Raw genomic sequence first — 19,950 nt, 5'->3', positions numbered from 1 at the left:
CGGCTGCTCCGGTCTGGTGGGGGCCCCTATCTCTTTCGTCAAGCTCGGAGGGGATGGGAGTCATGGCGGATGGGGATGAGGGTCGGGACTGGATGGGTCGCACTTTGGTGCACTACGGCGCCTTGCATGGAGGCGTCGCTGGCTTGAGCGCGGCCCTGGCGGGCGGGCGGATCCGGGCCTTGCGGACAAGGCGGGGATGACGCCCTTGCATTTCGCCGCGCAGTCGCAGGCTGCGTCGGCCGCAGAGATCCTCCCGGTAGCGGGTGCGCCCGTGGATGTCAGCGACAGCAACGGCAACACCGCTCTGTTCAACGCGGTGTTCAACTACCGAGGTGATCCGGCAATGTTCCAGGTACTGCTGGAAGCTGGAGCAGGTCCCGAGCAGCAGAACGTGAAGGGCGTGAGCCCGCGCGGTCTTGCCGATCTGATCGGCAACTACGACGTGGCCGTTCACGTGCCCGACGCCGGGCAGAACCGGTAGGCGCTGGTCAAGCATCTGCGCAAGAGAGGGGGCGGGCTGCCACTGGGGTCGGTAAGGGCTGTCCCGTAACGATCTCCGTGGTGTGGGCTGGATGGAAACCTGTCGGTAGGACCGTGGACGGCGACGGGTGAGTCCGGGACCATGGCCTGCATGTCAACCTGGACTATCAAGGCGGAGCCTGTCATTGACAGGGATGTCGACGAGGTGACGCGTCAGTACTTCACCGAGATGGGGCGGCGGGTTCTGGGGCGTTCAGCCACAGAGGCAGAGCTTCGAGCGGTGCTTGTTGAAGACCCTCACCATGCCCTCAGCCCGCCTGACGGCGAGTTTCTCGTAGCACGCAACGGTGAGGGTGAGTTCCTGGGCTGCGCAGGGTTGCGACTGCTGAGGGGCGATCCTGAGTCTGCGGAGCTCAAGCGGATGTACGTGCGCCCCGCTGGGCGGGGAGCAGGATTGGGCCGCGGCCTCCTCCTCGCCGTCGAGGAATCTGCTACGAGGCTCGGTGCCGCCAGGATTGTGTGTGAGACCAACACACAACTTACTGAGGCACGAGCCTTGTACATCAGACACGGCTACAAGGAGACCTCGCCATACGAAGGGCATGGCAAGGCGGATCATTGGTACGCCAAGGTACTCAGCTGAAGGCCAGGAGATCGAGATCGAGTCGGCCGCACTGAGATGATCTTGCCGTGGCTGGTGTGATCACGGCGTCTGAGCCGACTTGGATAGCCCCGTTCACCGGGCTGAGTTCGCGGGTCTTCGGGAAATTGGTGAAGCAGCTGCGCCAAGAGGATGCCGACACCCCGGCCCGGGGGCGGCCATGGAAGCTGCCGCTGGAGGATCGCGTGCTGCTGTTTGCCGCGTACTGGCGCACCAACCTCACTCTGCGACATTGGCCCCACTGTTCGGGGTGTCAAAGTCCTCCGCCAACCGGGTCATCGAGCACCTCGGCCGAAGATCGCCCTGCGGCAGCGCAGGCGGTTCGCCAAGGACACCGTCCCCATCGTGGACGGCACCCTGGTTCCCACCCGCGACCACGCGGTCGCCGAGCAGTCCAAGAACTACCGATACTCCACCAACCACCAGGTCGTCATCGACGCTGACACCCGCCTGATCGTCGTGGTCGGCCGCCCGCTGCCCGGCAACCGCAACGACTGCAAGGCGTGGGAGGAGTCCGGCGCGAAGTCCGCCGTGGGCAAGTCCCTGACGATGGCCGACGGCGGCTATCCGGGGTGTCGGTGCCAACGGTGGTGCTGGCGGCGGCGGGAATGCGCAAACCAGGCACCCCGGCTCGCTGAGGTCCCGCACCTGAAAGAACAAGCTGTGCTTGTCCTTCAACTTCCGGCCATGGGGCGAAGGCTGAAGAGCAGACCTGGTTCGCAGGTACGGCGTTCGGTTTCCGCATTCGACGATCTCGATGGAGGAGAGCCAGACATGGCCGCCCCTTACCCGCCGCCGATCGAACCCGTACGACCACGGAAGGTTCGACGCCGGCGACGGAAACCTCGTCTACTGGGAGGCCTGCGGAAACGCTGACGGCAAGCCCGCTCTCGTCGTCCATGGCGGCCCCGGTTCGGGCTGCTCGACAGGGCCGGGCCGCGCAAGTCGTTCGACCCGGAGCGCTATCGGATTGTCCTCTTCGACCAGCGCGGATGTGGCCGCAGCACACCCCACGCGAGCGACCCTGCCGCTGACATGACACTCCATACCACGAGCATCCGATTGCCGACATGGAGTAACTGCGCGAGCATCTCGGTGTCGATCAGTGGCTGCTTTTCGGCGGCTCGTGGGGCTCCACGCTCAGCCTCGTGTACGCCGAACGTTACCCGGTGCGGGTATCAGTGATCGTCCTCGTCGCTGTCACCGGCACCCGTCGCTACGAGATCGACTTGCTTTACCGGGGCGTGGGCCGGTTCTTCCCGGAAGCGTGGGAGCCATTCCGCGACGGTGTCCCCGAAGCCGACCGTGACGGCGACCTCGTAGAGGCGTACGCGCGTCTCATGGAGAACCTCGAGACAGGCGTGCGGGCCAAGGCTGCGATCGATTGGTGCGCTTGGTGAGAGGGGCCATGGCGAAGTCCAGGTAAGCGGCCATACGAATCCAGGCTGATGGCCACAGGAAGTCACATGTCCACCTCTCCGGTATCGATGGCGTGGTCGATCCAGCCGCAGGCCGCCCGGACCCTTGCTATCCGCTCGTGGACGTTGTCCGGTCGGAGAGGTTGCGGCTGACCGGTCCTGCGGTGTGCCGGCACCGTGGTCAGCCGCGGCCTGCCCTGCCCACCGCTGCCCGGCGTGTGTCCGGGGCAGCGAGAGCGACGAACGCTGTTGCGACGGCCTCCGATACGCCTGGGGCTTCCCGTGACCGGCCAGTGCCCGGTAGATGCCGGATAGGTCGGGGCCCCACCCCTCGCAACGGGTTGATCAGTCCTGCGCCACGTTCGCCGCGGTCACATTCTCGATCACGCGGCCGAGTTTGGTCTTGGCCCGGGTCAGGTCCTGGATGCGTGCGGCGATGCGGTCGCGTTCGATGATGAGCTGGTCGAGCATGGCGGGGGTCGCGACGCCGGTGCTCACGCACGGCAGGAGTTCGACGACGGTACGGCTGGAGAGGCCGGCCGCGAAGAGGTCCTGGATGAGCTGGACCCGCTCCAGGGCTTCGTCGGGATAGTCACGCTGCCCACCGGGCGTCCGCGCCGATTCCAGGAGCCGCTGTTCCTCGTAGTAGCGCAGGGCCCGCACGCTGACCCCTGACCGCCTGGCAAGCTGTCCGATGCGCATGACGCAGGTCACTCCCTTCCCGCTCGTACCTCACGTTGACGTCAGGTTTAGGCTAGCGGTACCGGCTCCGGGGGCAGCCCTGGGGGCCGATGGAACCGTTGCGGGCGCCGAGATTGATCATGGCCAGGTGGCGGACCCGAGGGCGTTCACGCGGTTCACGTACGCACGGCAGTCCTCGCATCGTGCCGGGATCGCCGAGCCCGCCCGAGGGCACACGGGTGTCGACCGTGACGGGCGGCGTGATCCCTCGTAGTGGCGCAGGCCCCCACGCTCACCCCCGCCCGCTCGGCAACCTCCCCCATCCGCGCCTGCCCTCCTCCGGCCGGGCGGCAGTTGCGGCTTGCACCTCACGTCAACGTCAGGTTCTAGAGTGACGAGCGTCGGATGAACACGTCATTCCGGCCCGTCAAAGTAAGGCAGACCACTATGCGCGCAGCCCGGTTCCACGAATACGGCGGAGCGGAGAGCCTGGTGATCGAGCAGGCCCCCGACCCGCACCCCGGAGTTGGCGAGATCCGTGTCCGCGTCGCGGCGGCCAGTGTCAATCCCATCGACTGGAAGCTGCGCGCCGGCGCCCTGCAGCAGCTGATTCCCCTGGAGCTACCCGCCATTCCCGGGCGCGACGCCGCCGGGGTGGTCGACGAGATCGGTGACGGAGTGCAGGGGGTGAGCATCGGCGACCGCGTCTTCGGGCTGGGCGGTGTCACCGGCGCAACCGCGGAGCTGGTCATCCTCTCGGCCTGGGCCCACGCCCCCGACACGTGGAACGACGAGCAGGCCGCGGGCGCCGGTCTCGCGTCCGTGACCGCGATGCGCGGCCTGAACGCGCTCGGCTCCCTCGCGGGGCGCACCCTTCTCGTCGAGGGCGCCGCCGGTGGCGTGGGCAGCGCGGCGGTCGAGATCGCGGTGGCGCAAGGTGCCACTGTGATCGGGACAGCCAGTGAACGCAACCACGAGTTCCTCACCGTACTCGGCGCCGTTCCCACCACCTACGGCCCCGGCCTCGCGCAGCGTCTGTCCGCTCTCGCCCCGCGCGGAGTCGACACAGCGCTCGACACCGCGGCCTCCGGATCGCTGGACGACCTCGTCGCGATCACGGGTGACCCGACGCGCGTCGCGACGGTCGCCGACCATGCGGGCGGGCAGCGCCTGGGCACGCATGTGGTCAACGCGGAGAACGATTCCACCCTCCTGTCCGCGGCCGCGGAACTGGGCCGGCAAGGCCGCTACACACCCCGTATCGAACAGGCCTACCCCCTGGAGCGGATCGCCGACGCCCACGCGCACGCCGAGCGCGGACGCACCCGAGGAAAGATCGTGATCTGCATCTGAACAGGCCGATCTGTATCTGAACAGGCCCACGAGGTAGGTAACTCGCAACGTGCGGGCCTGCGTGGCGAGCGTGCCCTCGATCGGTACCGGCGAGCGGGCGGTCCGGAGCGGGCCGATCTCCATGGCGCGGTCCTCTCCGCAGAGCCGAACGGCAGGCCCAACGGTTACGGCGAAATGCCGTCCCAGGCCATGCTGGCGTTCGTGCGTATCTGCTCGCACTACTTCGCGCGAGGGGCTTGGCTGGAGGAAGGTCAGTTGATCCGCGACGCGGGACGGCCGGCAGGCATCCCCGGAATCCTGATCCATGGCCGCCTCGACATGAGCGGACCGCTCGACACGGCTCGGGAACGCGCCCGAGGCTGGCCCGGTGCGGAGCTGGTGACCATCGAAGACGCGGGGCGCAAGGGCAGCGCTGCCATGAGCGAGGCCCCGTACGGCGTGTTCGAGCGGTTCGCGCGGCGTCGAGCTCAACCGGAACGAACGATCGGGCCTTTCCGCCAGACAAAGACCTCGGTACTCGGCTGACGTTCGGAGAAGAGGCCCGACGGGGAGACCTGCCGCAGTAGTCGACGCACGTCTGCCTCGAAGTCGTCGCGGCGCGTGCCGAACAAGTGCGGAGCCGAGAACGACATCGAGAACACCCCGGCGACGACGTCGTCACACGTGCGTTCCAGCGCCTGTCCGCCGGGAACGACATGGCGTTGAGGGCCGGAGAATCCCGCCCGCGCGAGCACCGCAGACTCACCGCTGGGTGTCCCTTGCGGCAGCAACCCTCGGCCGGCTCGTCGGACCGGCCCGAGGTAGTGCCTGACCAGCTCCTCCACGGCCGAATAGGGCACCGCCGGATATGGAAGACCATCGACGGTTCGGATCTCGGCCTTCAGGTCGGAGATGTGCACCAGCGCGCCGCCGGGCCGGAGTACATCCTTGATGGTTGCCGCTACCAGGTCGCGGTCCATCCAGTGGAAGGACTGGCCGAAGGTCGCGACGGTGAACGTTCCCAGACCTGTAGGCAGTTCTTCGGCCCGGTCCTGTACCCACAGCGCCTTCCCGGTCACTCCTCGTTCGGCAGCTTCGCGAGTGGCTTCGGCAATCATCCCGCTGTCCGGGTCCACGCCGACGATCTCGCCGAACAGGTCCGCCAGACTCAGGGCAAGGGTGCCCGGTCCGCACCCCACGTCGATGAGGCGCCCTTGCCCGTCGAGCTGCAGAACCTCGGTGAGCACGTCAACCAGCCCGGGGGCATAAGGAAGCCTCCCGCGCCGGTAGTAGGTGGCCGCACCCGAGAACAACGTGTCGTCCCACTCCCAGCCTGCCGCCATGCCCACCCACCACCTTCACAGAGATCCGTGCCCGCCCGGTGGCACGATGATTCCACGGCGCGACGACCGACTGGGAATCCGCCAACCGGAATGCGGAGGGACTGCATTCCGGAGCCGAGGATGAATTGTGTGACGCGGTGGACGCGTTGCTCTAGGGAGAGCTGTAGTTGCCGTCTCCGGGGGAGACTGTGCCGTCCACCTGTCCGACGGGCCGAGCCCACTGGATATCATGCGCGCTGCCGAACGCCGCGATGTCGATCGGCATCCTCTGGAGACCCGGCAACCACTGTGCGCTCGCTCGGCGAGCAGCGGCGAGGATCGCCCGACGAGGCGGAGTGGCCTCCTCCGGCAGGCAGGCCAACGACAGCTAGGGCAACAGATCCGTGATCACGCCGAGCGGCAACGACGGATTGGCGGCCGCCGCTTCGACCACCTGCGAGTCGGTGTCGGTGAGCAGCTCCGAGACGATCAGCGGCGGGAGTGCGGGATGACCGGCAGCTATGGGCCTCGCCTGACTGACCGCCAAGCAGGCGAGCAGCGCTGGGGCCGTCGCGTTGGGGTGCCGGGCGACCTCGCGGAATGCTTTCTGTACCGGTGGTTCGTGCCGGGTCAAGTGTTCCAGCAGTTCCGGAGTTGCGTCCGGGTTTGCCGCCACCTTGGCGATGACCCGGACTCCGTGCCGGTCGGCGATGGCGCGCAACTGTGAATCGGAGAGGCCGGGGTGCGGAGCAACGGACTTGACCACTTTCGCGTCGGGATCGGAGGCCAGGGCATCGCGGATCTCGTCCGGCAGATCACGTCGTTGGGCCAGGAGCAGAAAGCCGGGCGGCCACGTCCGGTGCGGCCCACAACGCCACCTCCGCGACGACGCGTATGTCCGAGTCAGCGGCAAGCATCTCCACCACTTCGAGCGGGAGGCCGGAACAGGCGGCCAGCCTTTCCCGATGCTCGACAAGGGGATCTACCGCAAAGGAACGAGCCCACTCCGGGCTGCCGGCACCTTCGTCGAGCAGGGCGAGAGCGGCGTGAGGCTGTGCCATGGGATCAACGTCGGCGGCAGTCAGCCCGCCCTGGTACGCGAGCCGCACAGCACTCTCTTCAACGCGCGAGACCAACGCAATTGCCTGCGCATGACTGAGGTCCGCGCGACCAGCGAGATGCGCAGCGATATCGGCGTCCGCGACAGTGATCAGCCGGTCGACCAACTCGGACGGCAGAGCCGCATTGGCAGCGAGCCCGCACAGGACATGGTTCACAGAGGGCATCCTGCCTGGACCTTGGCCGAATGGCTCGTGCTTTTCGACGTCAACAGGTTGCCGGCGGCATCCGGACACTGCCTTACGATGCGTCCCGGAAGGACCGCTCCCTGGCACTGTCCACCCTTGCCGCCGAATTGCCCGCCGCCATCCTCGCCCGGGTGCTCGGCGTCCACCTCCAAGCCGCCGTCCATTGGCAGAAGGAACCAGCCGGTGAGTGGGCCACTCACGCCGCCAATGCCGGCCGCCGTGTCCCGGAGAACCAATGAAGCTACCGATCACCATCCATCAAGCACGTCTCGGATCCAAGGAGTTCAAGGTCATCCGACCAGCTCGGCCTCTGGTCGACGCAGTGCTCGTCGACCACGATCGGCACCTGGACGCCTACCTCGATCAGGATGCCGCGCAGCGAATCGGCGGACTATGGACGCTTGCCGCCTCGTCACCGCGCTCCCTGGTCCACCTGCCGATGCGAGCCAACCGGTCCCCCTCCCGTGAGCTGCCAGAAGACGGAACGCGGCAGCTTGATCTTGTGCTGCTGCACCACTCGCTCCAGTTCGCACCCTCACGCTGGAAGGACATACGCGCACGGCTCGGCCCAGGACGCCCGCAGGCCGTGACCCTGCCGGCCCTGGACACACCCGGCGAAGCCGTGATCGGCCACGAGGCACGGCACCACCGGGAGAACAGGGATCTGTTTCACCAGCATCTCCACGCCGAAACCCTGTTCATGACCGGCAGCGCCAAGGTGTTCAGGGACACCGCCCGGCACTTCCTCGACGTCGCCCGAAACGGTCCCGGATACGTCCCCGTCCATCCGAGCTATCCGCACTCCTGCACCGAACTCCATTCCAACGACGGCATTCTCGGCAATGCGCGCGAAATCCACGTCGAGTACTGCGACCGGTGGGACTCATAACTCGGGCCGACAGGACCCCGTGGGCCATGACGTTCCCTGATCACCTTCACGACCTCGCTGAGAGCACCCGCGCCTACATTCCAGCCGCAGATGCCGACGTAGTCCACGCTGTCGCCTTCATCATCGACAGCGAGGACACGACCCGCGTCAGCCGACCCTGACGATCTGTTCCAATGCCGAAACTCAGGGCCGACACAGCGTCCAGGACGCCTTCGATCAGGTGGAAGCCCGCTGGAACCACCCCTCCAGGGTCCAGAACCAGCTGACTGTGGTCGGCGACCTGACCAGCCCCCACCGGAGTCACGCCTCGCCCATGTTCGCCGTGGGCGTGACCCGAGCCGCACCGTCGAAAATCATTTGCAGGAGCGCCCGCACTACCGACAACATCCGCCCATGACCACGACCATCACCTTCATACCGCTGACCTCCACCGCTCGATCGGTGCGGGTCCAGCAGCAGCCGGGCCGACTGCGAAGGCCTACGTTCCCTCGCTCGTGATCGCCGTCCTGGTCGCGGGACTCCTCGCGGGCTATGGCATTGCCATGCCAGTGGGAGCGGTCGCGGCATACCTGGTGGCCCTGACGGCCCGCACGTCTCTGAGGATCGGCGTGTTCGCCGCTCTGGGTGTCGCCACCGCTGACGGCCTCTATGCGTTGATCGCCGTGATCGGGGGCTCCACGATCACTCCCCTCATCGAGCCGGTCATGCTTCCCCTGCGGTGGGCCTCTGCCTCGGTTCTCATCATGCTGGCTCTCTGGAGTGGCACCACGGCCATCCGCGAGTACCGCATTCGGCAAAGGGTGACTCGAACAGATATGACGCCCCTCACGCCCGGGAGGGCCTATGCGGGGTTGCTGGCGATCACGATGATGAACCCCATGACCGTGATCTACTTCGCGGCGCTCGTCCTCGGCAGCAATGTCGCAGCGGCTGCAACCCACCTGGAACAGGTCGTCTTCGTCTTCGCCGCATTCGCGGCATCCACCAGCTGGCAGCTGTTGCTCGCCGGCGGCGGAGCACTGCTGGGCCGGACGTTGACGGGCAGCCGTGGGCGGCTCATTACCACCGCGATCTCCAGCAGTCTGATTACCGCACTCGCTATTCACCTCATCATCTCGGCGTCCTGACGCAACACGACTTGAAAATCTTCGACGTCGTGGCACGTGGCGCTTGCGCGGCTTTTGGACGGTCACGTTGTTCTCCGGGCTGACGTCACGTATTCCCCAGGTCGTGCCTGTCGTCCGGCATCGCATCAGGCGGCACCTTGCCCGGGCGCGAACTGGAGCGAGTGCTGCAGCAGCACAAGGGACCCAGCCGCCTGGCAGGAGACGGCCGAATCGGGCCCGGCTGCCTCGAGGGCTTCGTCAGGCACGGTGCTTCAGCTTCGCCGCCATGCCGCGCAGGCGTTGTGGGAGCAGCAGGACACTGAGACCAAGCAGCCCCGCACCGAGCGGACGGGTGCCCGTGGCAACGCTCCTGCGCGCGGCACGTTGGACGTCGCGCTGCTCCTCATACGTCCTGTACTCATCGTTGGACTCCAGGTGGCACCGGTCCTCGGGTCCCATCGGCGAGGGGGTCTCCTCCCCGTCCCAGCCGAGGTTCGTCCCGGCGCACTCGACCTCGCGTGCGAGGCCGCCGTCGCCGATTCCCAGGAGCGTCTGTCCCAGGCCCCAGCACGCCAGGACCAGAAACAGCAACACCAGCCAGGTGCGCACAGGCTTCATACCCCTCCCGCCTGCCCCCGTTGGCGGGAGCATCGCCCAGTCTTGTGGGCAGGCGGCCATCCTGGCACGGCCACGCTGAAGCGGTGGTTGCGGCGGGCGCTGAGGATCTGCGGGTGCATCCGGACACCGTCGAAGTGTGTTCGGGCGTTTCGTCGCGAAGCCGAGAACGGGAGGCATCCCGTCCCTGCCAGGCGTGGCTTGTGGGGCCCGGCCCCGTTGGTGAGAGTAGAACTCGGGCCGGTGGGTTGATCGGTCCGCGAGTCTTGATCGCTGCCGAGCCTGCTGATTAGCTGGCCGGCATGACTGAGCTCGGACCCGTCGCCTGGCCACCTGCCCCGATCAGGACCGAGAGGCTCGTGCTCCGTGAGCCCGAGGCCAGGGACCGTGCGGCGTTCATCGAGCTGCTCGCCTCGCCGGAGGTGCACACCTACCTCGGCGGCCCTCGGCCGCGTGACGAGCTTGAGCGCGAGATGTCCGGGGCGCCCGAGCGGTGGCCCGGGAGCTTCGTCGTTGATCTCGACGGGTCGATGATCGGCCAGATCCTGCTCAGGAGAGCAACGGGGCACCGTCGCCCGGCTGCCACGGGGAAGGCCGATCTCGGCTACCTGTTCCTGCCGCGGGCGTGGGGATTCGGGTACGCCGCCGAGGCGTGCGCGGCGGCACTCGGCTGGCTCGCCGGCGTGCTTCCCGGCGAGCCCGTGGTGCTCACCACCCAGACCGCCAACGTCGGCTCGATGCGTCTCGCGGCGAAGCTGGGGTTCACTGAGGTGGAGCGGTTCGAGGCCTGGGGCGCCGAGCAGTGGCTCGGCATGTGGTCCCCGGTCACGCCGTCCGATTGAGCTCGTGCTCCTCAGCGGTGCCCCTTGCGCGCGCGGAGGAACGGAGCCCATCTGTCGTCAGACCCTGTCATCAATCGCCATCGGATCTGATGGGATCGACGTCGCCCCCGTGCCCCGGAATGTCTGGGTTCATTGGATGCGCCCACCGCTTGAGCTCGCCATTGTTTGCCGACAAGACGCCTGCGGCTGATCAGGAGCAGTTACGTCATGTGGCTGAAGGTGTTGGACCAGTCGTGGCAACGGTGCATCTCTGAGCAAGTGTTCCCCCGAGTCGAGGACATCCGGGATCATGAAGCATGCTCCTGGATGACTGGCAACTCACCGAAGACGTCGACGACTTTTTCGCCCGAGCCGGAGGCTTCCTGCGCTCGCGTCCCGCCCTGCATAACACGCCGCTGACGGACATCGAGAAACTGCGAACACGCGGACCGGACGCACACGGCGCCGGAGCCACCCTCTTCGGCCGACTGGAGTCCGGAGGGGAGGTCCGTGCCATCCTTTATCGCACTCCGCGCGGCTTCCTGAGCGTCACCCCTCTCTCTGGCGAGCAGGCCGGCGCCCTCGCCGCTCATCTGGCTGGCCTCGGCCACTCCCTCTCCGGTGTCATCGCGGACCACGACACCGCCACAGCTTTCGCCAAGGCGTGGCAGCGGCACACGGGCGCGGCGCCGGCACCCTTCTGGCGGACGCATCTTTACCGTCTCGGCACGCTCACCCCACCGCAGCCGCGCCCAGAAGGCGGGGGTCGCATCACGGGCGTGAAGGACCGTGAGCAAGTCGTGCGCTGGTGCCGTGAGTTTTGCGTCGACGTCGGGGAGCAGTCCTCCCTCGACTTGATCGACGCCGGATCGTGGCCCGACTCGCGTTTCGGCGACAGGCACTTCACGTTCTGGGAGACCCCGGACGGTACCCCCGTCTCGATGGCGGCCGCGACCTCGATGGTCGGTGGCATGATCCGGGTGGACCCCGTCTACACCCCGGCCCATCTCCGGGGCCGCGGCTACGCGGGCGCCGTGACGGTCGAGGTGAGTCGTGCCGCGCTGGCCGCGGGCGCGACGGACGTCGTCCTGTTCGCGGATCCGGCCAACCCCACCAGCAACGCCCTCTACCAGCGCATCGGGTACGTCCACGTCGCCGACTTCACCGGCTACAAGTTCGCCTACGGCGCACCGGAAGCCGGTTAGGAACATGGTCGAAGAGAACACACCTGGCGTGTGCCCCTGTTTCCGGCAGGTCGTCCAAGAGCCGGCTCTGTGTGCGCTCTAGGAAGGACGGTCAGGCCGCGGCGGTGGGCGGGCGCTGGGGGAATGTGCCGTCTCCTGGCAAGATCTCTGCCCATGAGCTCCCTGCCTTTCGACGCTGTGCTGTGTGACCTCGATGGAGTCCTTCGGCTGTGGGATCCAGACGGGATGTCCGGCCTGGATCGTGAGTACGGGGTTCCGGCCGGAACGCTTGCGGCGGCAGCCTTTCGGCCCGAGCGTCTCGTGCCGGCGGTCACGGGAGTGGTCACGGACGAAGAGTGGCGTTCGGCCGTGGCAGAGGACCTTGCCGAGGTGTGCGGATCAGCGGAGAGGGCGAAGGCCCTCTCCGCCGCGTGGGGGGTACTGATCGGCCAGGTCGACGGGGACGTCCTGGCCCTGCTGGCAGCAGCGCGCCAGCGGGTTCCTGTCGTGCTCGTATCCAACGCCACCACGCGGCTGGAAGCCGACCTCGCCCAGTTGAAGCTGACCGACGCGGTGGATGCCGTCGTGAACACCGCGCGGATCGGCATGGCCAAACCCGACCCGCGCGTCTACCAGATCGCCGCCCAACGGGCCGGTGTTCCTGCGTCGCGGTGTCTGTTCATCGACGACACCCTCACCAATGTTGCCGCGGCGACCGCGGTCGGCATGACCGGGCTGCACTTTCAACGGATCCAGCAGCTGCGTGACGTGCTCGCGCCGGTCGCCGGCGCCGACCGGACACGGTAGGCAGGCAAACACAGGGGCCAAGAACTCCTCCCGGCGAACATCCACCGAGCGCTCGCCGAATACGAAAAGGGGGAGGCGTATCCCGAAGCCGTCGACCAGGCCCACGCCGACTTCGCCGCCCCGACCTCGACGCCTGGCACACCGAGAAGTTGGCCACCCGGCACCTGGCTCAGACGTTCCTGCGCTGGTGCTTGAAGACGAGCCGGATGCCCCCGTCTCACCCTGCCACCCAGGTCATCATCCAGGACCAAGCGCCGCTGTACCAGCACCGCCGCCTCGCCATTCTCAGGGGCCCCTCAACGACGACTCTCTGCCGCTGCGGGCCAGGGTCGCCGCCACGCTCGTTCCCCTCCACGCGCAACCCGTCACCCGCATCGTCCGCCTCACCGTCGACGACGTCACCGACGACGGGACCACCGTCACCGTCCAGCGGGGAGACCCGCCGTCCCCGCTGCCGGAGCCCGTCGCCGACCTGATGCGGGCCTACATCCAGTCCCGCCAACACCCGCCCTACGCCAGCAGCAGAAGCTCACCATGGCTCTTCCCCGGCCACCAGCCCGGGCAGCCGATGCGTCCGGTCAGCCTCCAAGTCCATCTGCGTAAGATCGGCGTCCCTCCGCACCGCGGCAGGACCTCCGCAATCCGTCAGCTCGTCTCCAAGCCTCGGCCCCCGTCATCGCGAAGGCACTCGGCTATCACGACAAGACTGCCACCCGCCTGGCGACCGAAGCCGGCAAAACATGGAGCCGATACGCCCTTGGCGATCACAAGCGGTGACCGCCGAGCGGTTCGGCGCCCAAAACCTCACACGACCGATGCCCGAAAAGGATCAGTGGGAATGATCTCCGCCTCGTCGAAGAGTTGCTCCAACGCCTCATGACCCTGGTGCCTGCGGAACTCGATTTCGGCGGCCGTCACTGGCAGGGCCCACAGGATGCGGGCGTGTCCCCCGGGTAGCGGACAGCCCTCAAGGCCAGGTCCGTGGATATAGGGCAGGCTGATCAGCAGGTGATCGCAGTTTGAACCCGGCACCCACGGTTCACCGATCGGCATGCTGTGCTCCAGGTCGAGCTGATGCCCTCCGCAGTGGTAGTAGGCGAGCATGGCCGTGAGGTCGATGAACCGCTGGTCGCGGACGTGGGCGGTCATAACGAACTCAAGCCCGTGACCGTCCTTCTCCATTGCGGCCCAGCACCCGGCGGTCACATAGGCCCAACTGTCGCTGCGCGGTCCGGGGCCTACAACGAGAACCCGCAGTTCGGGCACGGCCTCGCGTCGTTCCGGCCCCAGGTCGCAGACGACGACCTCCAAGGAATGCCCCTCGAAGAACGCCCGGACATGTGACTCAACGGCCTCCGCGGCCGGCAGCCTCGCATCATTCACCGCGCGATCATGCCAGACCACACCCAACCGGTCTGACTGCCTACCCAGCGTCATGGCTCGTGGGCATCAGCCGCGAATGCGTGACACCTCAACATGCGGACCTATCGGTCCCGAGGCCGTCACAGTGACAGGACCGCAGCCACGTCCTGGAACTCCGGCGTCAGCGTCGCGAGGCCAGGAGCGCAGCACCGCGGAACGGGCGATCAACAGCTCAAGAACCTCAGCAAGGCATCAGTCGAGTTCGGTTCGGCGTCGGTGCTTGCAGCGGCCACGTCATCCGGAGTCAGGGAGCGGATGCGCGGTACGGGGGAGGAGAGCAGCGACAGCACTCCGCCGACGGCACCGATGAGCAAGGGTGCCCGCAGGCCGAAGGCTGAGCAACGTACCCACGTCGGAAGCTGCCGCCGCAAAACGCGATTGCTCGGTTTGAGATCATCGCCGAGGATCTATCGATGACGTCGCTGACCTCACACCCGAAGTCCAACTTCTCGATCAAGCCGGTCCTGACGGCCGAGAAGGTGCTCCTGCGCCCGTTCACCATGGACGATGTCCCGACGATGGCTGAGATCCTGGACGACTTCGAAGTGCGGAAGTTTACCGGGGCCATCGACGCCTCGTTCGATGAACAGCATCTACGCTCCTGGTACTCGAGCCGCCACGATCAGGACGACCGGCTCGACCTGGCCGTGGTGGACCGAGTGACCGGCGACCTGGTGGGTGAGGTCGTCCTCAACGAGTGGGATGAGGCCAATCGGAGCTGCAACTTCCGCACACTGATTGGCCCGAAAGGCCGTGGCCGTGGCCTTGGCACCGGGGCTGCCCGGCTGATGGTCGACTATGGCTTCGAACAACTCGGCCTGCACCGCGTTTCCCTCCATGTTTTCACCTTCAACCCCCGGGCCCATCGCGTGTACGAGAAGGTCGGGTTCGTCGCGGAGGGCACTGAGCGCGAAACGCTGCTGTACAACGGCCTGTGGGTCGACTCCGTCCGGATGTCCATCTTGAACCGGGAGTGGGCTGCACATCGCGGCCGGCGTAAGGATGTTCTTTGAGGCGTCAGCGGACGGAGACCCAACGGAGGGGGATTGATCGCCGGGCGATATGGTCGGGAGTCATGACTGCATCGGAGCGCACCATCGTCGCCACTTCTGGTGGGCATCGTGCCGGAGGCCGCACCATGGTGATGTTCGATGCCTTGGTACACCACGCCGTCGATCTGTCGGGTGCTCATGGACGCCGTCCCCGGGTGATGTACGTCGGTACGGCCATCGGCGATGCCGAGCACTTCACGGCGCGCATGGCCGAAGCCGCCCGAGTCGCCGGCTTCGACCTGACGCCACTTCAACTGTTCCCCATGCCCAACCTTGAGGATGTGGAGAGCGCCGTTCTCCGTCAGGACGTCGTCTGGGTGATGGGGGGCTCGGTGGCGAACCTGCTGGCGGTATGGCGAGTCCACGGACTCGACCGCATTCTGCGCCGGGCATGGGAGGCAGGCGTTGTGCTCAGCGGGGTCAGCGCGGGGTCGATCTGCTGGTTCCGGGGCGGCACCACCGACTCCTTCGGGCCCGCACTTCAGCCGCTCACCAACGCGCTCGGCTTCCTGCCGTACGGCAATGGCGTGCACTACGACACCGACGAGGGCCGCCGTCCGCTGGTCCACCAGCTCGTCGCAGACGGCACGTTGCCAGTGACGCACTGTACTGACGACGGTGTAGGTCTGGTCTACCGGGGCACAGAGCTGGTTGAAGCTGTCACTGAAGTGCCTGGGAAGGGTGCTTATATCGTCGCGCGCGAAGGTGACTCTGCCGTGGAAGAGCGCATCGAGCCGCGCAAACTGCCCTCGTTGCAGCTCTGAAGACCTTGGACGAGGGCAGCGGAGACACCGGCAGGGAAGGTGGGCAGCTCACCCGCCCAAATTCCGCGCAGGCCGCGACGATGCACAAGGGCTGCCGACCGGCCCGGACTCGTTCGTCCGGCCCCGCCGCTGTTTGGCGGAACTCGGCCCGCTGAAGCCGAACGGCGTGATCTGGTGGATGTTTCGACGCCGTGGCCGCGGAGATGGACTGTGGCTTCAGCTGATCTCGATCCACCAACGTGTCCAGGCCAGAGCACGCGACCCAGGGTGTGTGCGTGCAGATTGGCCTCTTCACCAGGGAGGAGGCCGGTTGACCTCAGCGCCGGCCGCTCCTCGGCGCAGTGAGCCGGCTCCGGAAAGCCGACCCTTCATTACCGGAGAAGCCCTCCGGTACCGGAGAAGCTCGCCAGTACCGGAGAAGCTCGCCAGTACCGGAGAAGCTCGCCAGTACCGGAGAAGCTCGCCAGTACCGGAGAAGTCGGATCCGTCGCAGCACCCGGAACCAGAATCCGATGCCAAGCCTTCCTCTTTGCCTTGTCTGCCCAGCCCCGACAGTTCCTCTTTTTGAGACCCCTGGTGATCGCGAGGCGTCGGCTGGTGCACGCCCGCAGCCAACGCCCCACGGACCTGCCGGTCCTGGAACGGCGGCTGCTGCGCACACCGGAGGACCGCGTCAGACTGTCCTGATCGCCGGGTCGGAGACGCCCGAGGCGCCGGTCTCCACGTGACCGGCGAAGCGGCGCAGGAAGGTGGCGTCGGCGTCGGAGACGACCTTGATGTCGTACCAGCGGGCAGTCGTGCGCAGGTCGACCGTGTGGGAGACGGTCGCGCCCGGGTTGACCTTGAAGGTCTGAGCCGCGCCGCCGTAGGCATTGGTCACCGTCAGGTTGACCGCGGCCCGGGCGGAGTTGGTCATGCTGAGCGTCAAGTTGCCGCCGGCCGCCGCGTGACGGGCGGTGACCTCGGGGCCGGCCTTCTTCGCCGGACCCTGCCATGTGCGCAGGAAGCCGTTCGGGCCCCAGACCGTGAGATTGATCTGGTTGCCGGTGGAGCTGCTGGTGCTCCACGTGTCCGAGAGGGTCTTGCCCGCCTCGACGGTGTAGGGCCAGGGGCCGTCGGTACGGTTGCCCGAGGTGCTGTGGAAGTGGGCGCCCAGGGTTGGCCCTCCGGCGAAGGTCAGGGTGAACTTGCCGGTGGAGACGGTCGCGCGGCCGTCCACGTACGGGCTGTAGCCGAGGGCGCGGGTCGGCTTGGAGCCTGCCTCCTGCTTCGGGAGGGTGCCCGTTGCCGGCGGGGTCGGGTGGTAGGACGGGTGGCGGTTCTTGTCCGGCGGCGCGTATCCGGCCGTGGAGGGCAGCGCGGCGGGGGCCGCGTCCGCGCGGGCGAAGTCGAAGGCCGAGGTCAGGTCCCCGCATACGGCGCGGCGCCACGGCGAGATGTTGGGCTCCTGCACCCCGAAGCGCTTCTCCATGAAGCGGATCACCGAGGTGTGATCGAAGGTTTCGGAGCAGACGTAGCCGCCCTTGCTCCACGGCGAGACCACGGTCATCGGCACGCGCGGGCCGAGCCCGTACGGGCCCGCCGCGTAACCCCCGCCGCCCGTGTACAGGTCCTTCGACACGTCCGTCGTGGACAGGCCCCAGGCGGACGAGGCCGGCGGGTACGGCGGGACCACGTGGTCGAAGAAGCCGTCGTTCTCGTCGTAGGTGATGAACAGAGCAGTCTTCGCCCACACCGCCGGGTTCGCCGTCAGCGCGTCCAGGACCTGCGAGATGTACCAGGCGCCGAAGTTCGTGGGCCAGTTCGCGTGCTCGCTGAAGGCCTCGGGGGCGGCGATCCAGGAGACCTTCGGGAGGGTCCCGTTGACCACGTCAGCGCGCAGCCGGTCGAAGTACGTGCCGCCCGCCTTGACGTCGGTGCCGGTGCGGGCCTTCTCGTACAGGGCGCTGCCGGGCTGGGCATTGCGGTAGTTGTTGAAGTACAGCAGGGAGTTGTCGCCGTAGTTGCCGCGGAAGGCGTCGTTGATCCAGCCCCAGGACCCGGCGGCGTTCAGGCCGTCGCCGATGTCCTGGTAGACCTTCCAGGAGACCCCGGCTGACTCCAGCCGCTCGGGGTAGGTCTTCCAGCTGTAGCCGGCCTCCTGGTTGCCGAGGACCGGGCCGCCGCCCGTGCCGTCGTTGCCGGTGTGGCCCGACCAGAGGTAGTAGCGGTTGGGGTCGGTGGCTCCGATGAAGGAGCAGTGGTAGGCGTCGCACACGGTGAAGGCGTCGGCGAGGGCGTAGTGGAACGGGATGTCGTTCCGTGTCATGTACGACATGGTCGTGGCCGTCTTGGCCGGCACCCACTTGTCGTACTTGCCGTTGTTGTAGGCCTGGTGGCCGCCGGCCCAGTCGTGGTCCAGTCCCTCCAGGAACTGCATCCCGAGGTCGGCCACCTGCGGGTTGAAGGGGAGGATGTCCTTCGTCCCGTTGGACTGGTGGAAGACGGACTTGCCGTTGTCCTGGAGCACCGGTCGGGGGTCCCCGAAGCCTCGCACCCCCTTCATCGCCCCGAAGTAGTGGTCGAAGGAACGGTTCTCCTGCATCAGGACGACGATGTGCTCGATGTCCTGGATCGTTCCTGTGCTGCCCTGCGCCGGAATGGCGGCGGCCCTCGCGATGCTCTCGTTCAGCATCGTGAAGGCCGCGGTGCCTCCGGCGATCTGCAGGAACCTGCGACGGTCGAGCTCTGTCATGGGTGACGACCTCTGGGGTGATGGGGGGAGTATCAGGGGCGCCCCTAGGACAGCGGTCCCGGGGTACCGGACGGGGGTGGGTTCGTGACACCACGCCGTACACCTGGAGAACGAAAGCCCTCCCCAGCGGTACCACCTGCCCACGCCAGCTGCTGTGGTGGGAGGGTACGGGCAACAGGTCTGCGCACAACAGGCCCCGGTGGCAAGCTCTTTGCACAGGGGTCAGTTCCCGCCACGCGTACTCAACCCCGTGCGGATCGCGGTATGAGCATGCGTACTATCGAAAATTTTCCCCGGCCTTGGACGCCACCCGGTCGCAAGAACACCCGGTCGGACCCCGCCCCCACGCCACGACGTTCACTCAGCCTCAAACCCAACCCCGCAAAGCGACGGACGAGGAAATCAACCACTCCGCGTCCGCGCCGCACAGGTTAAGGAACGAGCTAACGGTGACACTGCTCCCCTTGCCCGCCTCTTCCGCTCCATATTACCTTGGCGTCAAGATAATATGGAGGAGTAGATGTGACTCAGCGGAACCCCGGGTACACCTTCGACGGCCTGCATCATGTGCAACTCGCGATCCCTCCGGGGGCCGAAGAGCTCTGCCGCGAGTTCTGGGGAGAAATTCTCGGCATGACCGAGCTGGAGAAGCCGTCGGTGTTGGCAGCTCGCGGTGGCTGCTGGTTCCGTGGGGGCGGTGTGGAAGTCCACTTGGGAGTCGAAGACGACTTTCGCCCGAACAAGAAGGCGCATCCGGGCATCCTTGTGAGCTCATTGGACGCGCTCGCCAAGCAGTTGGACGACAACGGAGTGAGCGTTACCTGGGACGACAACTTCCCTGGGCACAACCGTTTCTACGCGCTCGACAAGCTGGGCAACCGGCTTGAGTTCCTGGAGCCTGTCCGCGATGCCTGAAGCAGCGCGAGGAGGGGCCCCCAGCTGGCGCGCCGAATCTCACTCGCCCCGGACCCGGACGACCACCTGCGCTCGAAGAACCGCCACCCGGCCACCCGCCACGACGTGAGCGCCGAGTGCTGGCTGTCGCCGAGGCCAATTGCCGCCGTGTCCACCACAAAACAGGCACCGAGCCACGGCGCTGGTGATGAACATGCTCGGCGGCGATCCTCAGCGGAATCACCCACGCTCACCACCGGCTCCGGGGCGGAGGCCGCCATGAGCGCAAGGCGCAGTTCCCGTCGGCCGTGCGAACGCTCCAAGCGGCTATCCGCGATGGCTTCCTGAAGCGCAGCCTCAGCCACCTCGCATGCCTGCTGCATGCCGGTCCCTTGCGCGCGTGCCGTGTCACTCCAGCGGGACTGAGCCGTTTGAGCGGACATGCTCAACCAACGCCAAGC

Annotated in this window: 17 protein-coding genes and 3 pseudogenes; 14 read left to right on the top strand and 6 right to left on the bottom strand. The window is 67.0% G+C overall.

Annotated elements, in window-relative coordinates:
• Positions 1–88 precede the first annotated feature (88 nt).
• The 4 genes and pseudogenes from ACFWBQ_RS11860 to ACFWBQ_RS11845 form a co-directional block, all read left to right on the top strand.
• On the top strand, positions 89–481 hold the full coding sequence (locus tag ACFWBQ_RS11860; RefSeq protein WP_385487179.1) for an ankyrin repeat domain-containing protein: 393 nt from the start codon (positions 89–91) through the stop codon (positions 479–481).
• A 150-nt stretch (positions 482–631) separates the two neighbouring features.
• Positions 632–1,123: a GNAT family N-acetyltransferase gene (locus tag ACFWBQ_RS11855; RefSeq protein ID WP_385486725.1), complete on the top strand. Its 492-nt coding sequence runs from the start codon at positions 632–634 to the stop codon at positions 1,121–1,123.
• A gap of 47 nt (positions 1,124–1,170) precedes the next feature.
• Positions 1,171–1,714 (top strand): annotated as a pseudogene (locus ACFWBQ_RS11850) (transposase family protein); the annotation flags it as partial.
• A gap of 184 nt (positions 1,715–1,898) precedes the next feature.
• Positions 1,899–2,538 (top strand): annotated as a pseudogene (locus ACFWBQ_RS11845) (alpha/beta fold hydrolase); the annotation flags it as partial.
• A 366-nt stretch (positions 2,539–2,904) separates the two neighbouring features.
• Here ACFWBQ_RS11845 and ACFWBQ_RS11840 read toward each other — a convergent pair.
• The gene (locus tag ACFWBQ_RS11840) at positions 2,905–3,261 is read right to left on the bottom strand and encodes a MerR family transcriptional regulator (protein ID WP_097289521.1); all 357 of its coding nucleotides are present in this window, start codon (positions 3,259–3,261) and stop codon (positions 2,905–2,907) included.
• A gap of 426 nt (positions 3,262–3,687) precedes the next feature.
• Here ACFWBQ_RS11840 and ACFWBQ_RS11835 point away from each other — a divergent pair, with 426 nt between their 5' ends.
• Together ACFWBQ_RS11835 and ACFWBQ_RS11830 are read left to right on the top strand one after the other, a co-directional pair.
• Complete coding sequence (locus tag ACFWBQ_RS11835) at positions 3,688–4,593, top strand: NADP-dependent oxidoreductase (RefSeq protein WP_385486723.1); 906 nt, start codon at positions 3,688–3,690, stop codon at positions 4,591–4,593.
• A 189-nt stretch (positions 4,594–4,782) separates the two neighbouring features.
• Entirely contained in the window at positions 4,783–5,118 is a 336-nt protein-coding gene (locus tag ACFWBQ_RS11830) for an alpha/beta fold hydrolase (RefSeq protein WP_385486721.1), read from the top strand.
• Here ACFWBQ_RS11830 and ACFWBQ_RS11825 read toward each other — a convergent pair.
• Both ACFWBQ_RS11825 and ACFWBQ_RS11820 read right to left on the bottom strand, forming a co-directional pair.
• On the bottom strand, positions 5,061–5,915 hold the full coding sequence (locus ACFWBQ_RS11825; RefSeq protein ID WP_385486719.1) for a class I SAM-dependent methyltransferase: 855 nt from the start codon (positions 5,913–5,915) through the stop codon (positions 5,061–5,063). The two genes, ACFWBQ_RS11830 and ACFWBQ_RS11825, sit on opposite strands and share 58 nt — an antisense overlap.
• 367 nt (positions 5,916–6,282) lie before the next feature.
• Positions 6,283–7,171 (bottom strand): annotated as a pseudogene (locus tag ACFWBQ_RS11820) (hypothetical protein).
• Between the two features lie 265 nt (positions 7,172–7,436).
• On the opposite strand from ACFWBQ_RS11820, the gene ACFWBQ_RS11815 reads away from it, so the two are divergent.
• Positions 7,437–8,090 (top strand): hypothetical protein, encoded by a 654-nt coding sequence (locus tag ACFWBQ_RS11815; RefSeq protein ID WP_385486717.1) that lies wholly within the window; start codon positions 7,437–7,439, stop codon positions 8,088–8,090.
• Between the two features lie 494 nt (positions 8,091–8,584).
• Positions 8,585–9,217 carry a LysE family transporter gene (locus tag ACFWBQ_RS11810; RefSeq protein ID WP_385486716.1) on the top strand — a complete coding sequence of 211 codons (633 nt, stop codon included), beginning with the start codon at positions 8,585–8,587 and terminating at the stop codon, positions 9,215–9,217.
• A gap of 237 nt (positions 9,218–9,454) precedes the next feature.
• On the opposite strand, the gene ACFWBQ_RS11805 is transcribed toward ACFWBQ_RS11810, so the two are convergent.
• Complete coding sequence (locus ACFWBQ_RS11805; protein WP_385486714.1) at positions 9,455–9,814, bottom strand: hypothetical protein; 360 nt, start codon at positions 9,812–9,814, stop codon at positions 9,455–9,457.
• A 299-nt stretch (positions 9,815–10,113) separates the two neighbouring features.
• On the opposite strand from ACFWBQ_RS11805, the gene ACFWBQ_RS11800 reads away from it, so the two are divergent.
• From ACFWBQ_RS11800 to ACFWBQ_RS11790, 3 genes are all read left to right on the top strand, one after another.
• Positions 10,114–10,653: a GNAT family N-acetyltransferase gene (locus tag ACFWBQ_RS11800; protein ID WP_385486712.1), complete on the top strand. Its 540-nt coding sequence runs from the start codon at positions 10,114–10,116 to the stop codon at positions 10,651–10,653.
• 296 nt (positions 10,654–10,949) lie between these two features.
• The gene (locus ACFWBQ_RS11795) at positions 10,950–11,837 is read left to right on the top strand and encodes a GNAT family N-acetyltransferase (RefSeq protein WP_385486710.1); all 888 of its coding nucleotides are present in this window, start codon (positions 10,950–10,952) and stop codon (positions 11,835–11,837) included.
• Positions 11,838–11,960: 123 nt separating this feature from the next.
• A complete protein-coding gene (locus ACFWBQ_RS11790; RefSeq protein ID WP_385486708.1) occupies positions 11,961–12,623 on the top strand; it encodes an HAD family hydrolase in 663 nt (220 codons plus the stop codon).
• A gap of 804 nt (positions 12,624–13,427) precedes the next feature.
• Here the strand turns inward: ACFWBQ_RS11790 and ACFWBQ_RS11785 are convergent.
• Positions 13,428–14,060: a suppressor of fused domain protein gene (locus ACFWBQ_RS11785; protein WP_385486706.1), complete on the bottom strand. Its 633-nt coding sequence runs from the start codon at positions 14,058–14,060 to the stop codon at positions 13,428–13,430.
• Positions 14,061–14,458: 398 nt separating this feature from the next.
• On the opposite strand from ACFWBQ_RS11785, the gene ACFWBQ_RS11780 reads away from it, so the two are divergent.
• Both ACFWBQ_RS11780 and ACFWBQ_RS11775 read left to right on the top strand, forming a co-directional pair.
• Positions 14,459–15,058: a GNAT family N-acetyltransferase gene (locus tag ACFWBQ_RS11780; RefSeq protein ID WP_385486704.1), complete on the top strand. Its 600-nt coding sequence runs from the start codon at positions 14,459–14,461 to the stop codon at positions 15,056–15,058.
• A gap of 62 nt (positions 15,059–15,120) precedes the next feature.
• The gene (locus ACFWBQ_RS11775) at positions 15,121–15,861 is read left to right on the top strand and encodes a Type 1 glutamine amidotransferase-like domain-containing protein (RefSeq protein ID WP_385486702.1); all 741 of its coding nucleotides are present in this window, start codon (positions 15,121–15,123) and stop codon (positions 15,859–15,861) included.
• Between the two features lie 673 nt (positions 15,862–16,534).
• Here ACFWBQ_RS11775 and ACFWBQ_RS11770 read toward each other — a convergent pair.
• The gene (locus ACFWBQ_RS11770) at positions 16,535–18,595 is read right to left on the bottom strand and encodes a phosphocholine-specific phospholipase C (RefSeq protein ID WP_385486700.1); all 2,061 of its coding nucleotides are present in this window, start codon (positions 18,593–18,595) and stop codon (positions 16,535–16,537) included.
• A 522-nt stretch (positions 18,596–19,117) separates the two neighbouring features.
• Here ACFWBQ_RS11770 and ACFWBQ_RS11765 point away from each other — a divergent pair.
• A complete protein-coding gene (locus ACFWBQ_RS11765) occupies positions 19,118–19,510 on the top strand; it encodes a glyoxalase (protein WP_385486698.1) in 393 nt (130 codons plus the stop codon).
• The last annotated feature ends 440 nt before the right edge of the window (positions 19,511–19,950 follow it).

Origin of the sequence: Streptomyces sp. NPDC060035 (assembly GCF_042736635.1) — a bacterium.
GTDB lineage: Bacteria > Actinomycetota > Actinomycetes > Streptomycetales > Streptomycetaceae > Streptomyces.
The sequence above is the reverse complement of the archived record's forward strand: the minus strand, read 5'-3'. Positions and strand labels throughout refer to the sequence as shown.

Coding starts and splice junctions, on each gene's coding strand:
- ACFWBQ_RS11855 (WP_385486725.1), top strand. CDS start 632: ATGTCAACCTGGACTATCAAGGCGGAGCCTGTCATTGACAGGGATGTC.
- ACFWBQ_RS11840 (WP_097289521.1), bottom strand. CDS start 3,261: ATGCGCATCGGACAGCTTGCCAGGCGGTCAGGGGTCAGCGTGCGGGCC.
- ACFWBQ_RS11835 (WP_385486723.1), top strand. CDS start 3,688: ATGCGCGCAGCCCGGTTCCACGAATACGGCGGAGCGGAGAGCCTGGTG.
- ACFWBQ_RS11830 (WP_385486721.1), top strand. CDS start 4,783: ATGCTGGCGTTCGTGCGTATCTGCTCGCACTACTTCGCGCGAGGGGCT.
- ACFWBQ_RS11825 (WP_385486719.1), bottom strand. CDS start 5,915: ATGGCGGCAGGCTGGGAGTGGGACGACACGTTGTTCTCGGGTGCGGCC.
- ACFWBQ_RS11815 (WP_385486717.1), top strand. CDS start 7,437: ATGAAGCTACCGATCACCATCCATCAAGCACGTCTCGGATCCAAGGAG.
- ACFWBQ_RS11805 (WP_385486714.1), bottom strand. CDS start 9,814: ATGAAGCCTGTGCGCACCTGGCTGGTGTTGCTGTTTCTGGTCCTGGCG.
- ACFWBQ_RS11800 (WP_385486712.1), top strand. CDS start 10,114: ATGACTGAGCTCGGACCCGTCGCCTGGCCACCTGCCCCGATCAGGACC.
- ACFWBQ_RS11795 (WP_385486710.1), top strand. CDS start 10,950: ATGCTCCTGGATGACTGGCAACTCACCGAAGACGTCGACGACTTTTTC.
- ACFWBQ_RS11790 (WP_385486708.1), top strand. CDS start 11,961: ATGTGCCGTCTCCTGGCAAGATCTCTGCCCATGAGCTCCCTGCCTTTC.
- ACFWBQ_RS11785 (WP_385486706.1), bottom strand. CDS start 14,060: ATGACGCTGGGTAGGCAGTCAGACCGGTTGGGTGTGGTCTGGCATGAT.
- ACFWBQ_RS11780 (WP_385486704.1), top strand. CDS start 14,459: ATGACGTCGCTGACCTCACACCCGAAGTCCAACTTCTCGATCAAGCCG.
- ACFWBQ_RS11775 (WP_385486702.1), top strand. CDS start 15,121: ATGACTGCATCGGAGCGCACCATCGTCGCCACTTCTGGTGGGCATCGT.
- ACFWBQ_RS11770 (WP_385486700.1), bottom strand. CDS start 18,595: ATGACAGAGCTCGACCGTCGCAGGTTCCTGCAGATCGCCGGAGGCACC.